Source organism: Polaromonas sp. P1_G4 (assembly GCF_056405475.1).
Map to the genome: position 1 here is coordinate 1 of NZ_JBFUCA010000518.1, position 2,866 is coordinate 2,866.

Annotated in this window: 3 protein-coding genes and 1 pseudogene; 3 read left to right on the forward strand and 1 reads right to left on the reverse strand. The window is 60.2% G+C overall.

Translation table 11 applies throughout. The features are described 5' to 3' along the window. Positions 1 to 193: pseudogene (locus tag AC1D1X_RS19785) on the forward strand (class II fumarate hydratase); the annotation flags it as partial. A 56-nt stretch (positions 194 to 249) separates the two neighbouring features. Here AC1D1X_RS19785 and AC1D1X_RS19790 read toward each other — a convergent pair. After that, on the reverse strand, positions 250 to 705 hold the full coding sequence (locus AC1D1X_RS19790) for a hypothetical protein (RefSeq protein ID WP_477669049.1): 456 nt from the start codon (positions 703 to 705) through the stop codon (positions 250 to 252). A gap of 88 nt (positions 706 to 793) precedes the next feature. On the opposite strand from AC1D1X_RS19790, the gene oxlT reads away from it, so the two are divergent. Then, the gene (oxlT, locus tag AC1D1X_RS19795; protein WP_477669050.1) at positions 794 to 2,128 is read left to right on the forward strand and encodes an oxalate/formate MFS antiporter; all 1,335 of its coding nucleotides are present in this window, start codon (positions 794 to 796) and stop codon (positions 2,126 to 2,128) included. Between the two features lie 69 nt (positions 2,129 to 2,197). Next, positions 2,198 to 2,866: Na+/H+ antiporter NhaA (nhaA, locus tag AC1D1X_RS19800; RefSeq protein WP_477698963.1), on the forward strand; the 669-nt coding region annotated here is incomplete at its 3' end.

Consider the following 2,866-nt stretch of genomic DNA (forward strand, 5'->3'; position numbering starts at 1 on the left):
CGCCGAGCTGGTTGACCGCTCGCTGATGCTGGTGACGGCGCTGAACACGCACATCGGCTATGACAAGGCCGCCTTCATCGCCAAAAAGGCGCACAAGGAAGGCAGCAGCCTGCGCGATGCGGCACTGGCCTCCGGCCATGTCACGGGCGAGCAGTTTGATGCCTGGGTGCGGCCTGAAAACATGGTGGGCTGACGCTGGCCACACCCGGTTCGGGGGGGGTTAGCTGGTGGGTTGAAGGGATTAAGGGTTTACCCTATGATTGTGTCCGTAGATGCCTCACGCCACAAAGGAAATTCATGACCGCCTTCGCCTTGTATTTGAAGATTGCCCAGCCCGCCGCCAGTGCACGCGTACGCCTTGTATTGCGTGAGCTGGTTGCTGCTACGCCTCTGCATATTTTTATCAGCGCGCTGCGAGCGCGCTAATTTTTGCCGGGCGGTTTGCGCCGCCGGCAGTAGACCGCACCACGCGGTTGCTCTTTTCTCTTGTTTTCTTTTCAGTGCCGCCGGTGCAATGCCGGGCACTTGCTGATCCCGCATTGCGCGCTCAGGCTCAGCGCCGCTAACAAGCGCACTCCCCATTCTGTAAATCAAATCCATCGCAGTGGCCGGGGTTTGGCATGGCGCGATTCTTTCAATCCGCTTTCGTTTTTTTGAGCGATGTGTAAAGTTTTTTTCAAACTTGATCGCGGTCAATGGGCTCATAAATGTCCGCTCTCACAATCCGCTCACAACAACAGCATCAACGATTGCAATCGCAATTTCCACGGCATAAAAGAGACAGGAGACATCAATGACATACGCCCCTACGGCAACCCCCGCACCATCCAGCGCCCATCGCTGGATACAGCTTCTCTTGGGCATCGTCTGCATGGCGATGATTGCCAACCTGCAATATGGCTGGACCCTTTTTGTGAATCCGATTGCCGACAAGTACGGCTGGAGCAAGGCCGCCATTCAGGTGGCCTTCACGATTTTTGTGTTGACCGAAACCTGGCTCGTGCCGATTGAAGGCTACCTGGTCGACCGTTTCGGGCCACGTCCGGTGGTCATGGTCGGCGGCATTCTTTGCGGCGTCGGTTGGGTGATCAATTCTTTTGCCGATTCGCTGATGCTGCTCTACATCGCTGCTGCGATCAGCGGCATTGGCGCGGGTGCGGTGTACGGTACCTGTGTCGGCAATGCCTTGAAGTGGTTTCCGGATCGCCGCGGCCTGGCTGCGGGCCTGACAGCCGCGGGCTTCGGTGCGGGCTCCGCGCTCACCATTCTTCCGATCTCGGCCATGATCAAGGGCAGCGGCTACCAGTCTGCCTTCCTGTATTTCGGGATCATTCAGGGTGTGATCGTATTTGTCGTGTCGTTCCTGCTGACGCGGGCACCGGCGAATCTGGCCAAAAGCGGCTCGATCTCCACGATCAATGTGCAACAGAGCCGGCGCGACTACACGCCGTCCGAAGTCCTGCGTTCACCCGTGTTCTGGGTGATGTACGTCATGTTCGTGATGGTGGCGGCCGGCGGGCTGATGGCTACGGCCCAGCTCGGACCTATCGCCAAGGATTTCAACGTCGGCGACGTGCCCGTCAGCATCATGGGCCTGGCGCTGCCGGCGCTCACATTTGCCCTGGCCATTGACCGCGTGCTCAACGGGCTCACCCGTCCGTTCTTTGGTTGGGTGTCGGACCAGATCGGCCGTGAAAAAACGATGCTGATCGCCTTTGGCATCGAGTCGGTGGGCATCCTGGCTCTCTACCAGTTTGGCCACAATCCGGTCGCCTTCGTGGTCTTGACGGGTATGGTGTTCTTCGCCTGGGGCGAAATCTACAGCCTCTTTCCTTCAACCTGCGCCGATACCTTTGGCTCCAAGTACGCTGCATCCAATGCCGGCCTGCTTTACACGGCCAAGGGGACGGCGTCGCTGCTGGTTCCACTGTCCAGCGTGCTCACGGCAATGACCGGCAACTGGCACGCAGTGTTCATTGTCGGTAGCGTCATGAACGCGATCGCGGCGCTGATGGCCTGGTATGTGCTGCGCCCGATGCGGCGTGCCGAGATGGAAAAGGCCGTGCTGCCGGCGGCCGCCTCCGGCAAGGCTGCCAGCTTCGGTCCTCTTCCGCAGTCCGCGCAATAGAGAGCAGCATTGCGGCCCGGAGCCTGCAGCGCAATGGGCCGCCGTCCTGCGGGTCTGGGACAATAGGGCATGCTCAAGTTTGTCCACCGCACCCTCAACCAGTTCATCAATTCGCAATCGCTTTCGGGCGTGGTGCTGGCGCTGGCCGCTGTGGCCGCGCTGGTGTTGAGCAACTCGCCATGGGGTGAGGCTTACAACCGGTTTGTGCAACTGCCAGGTGAGCTGCGGGTGGGCGGTGATCTGCTGGTGCTCTCCAAGTCGTTATTGCATTGGGTCAATGACCTGTGGATGGCGGTGTTTTTCTTTCTGGTGGGCCTGGAGATCAAGCGCGAGCTGATTGAGGGCGAGCTGGCCTCGCGTGCGCAGGCGCTGTTGCCGGCGGGCGCCGCGTTGGGCGGCATGGTGGCGCCGGCGCTCATCTACATGGCGATCAATGCCGGCGACCCGGTCGCGATGCGCGGCTGGGCGATTCCGGCCGCCACCGACATTGCCTTTGCGCTGGGCATCCTGGTGTTGCTGGGTAGCCGCGTGCCGGCATCGCTCAAGGTGTTTTTGACTGCTGTCGCCATCATTGATGACCTGGGCGCCATCCTGATCATTGCGTTTTTCTACACCGAGGGTTTGTCGGTGATGGCGTTGTTGGTCGCCGGGATCGGTGGGTTGCTCTTGCTGGCCTTTAATCGGGCGAAGGTGATGGCCATAGGGCCCTACGTGGCGGTGGGCCTGGTGATCTGGCTC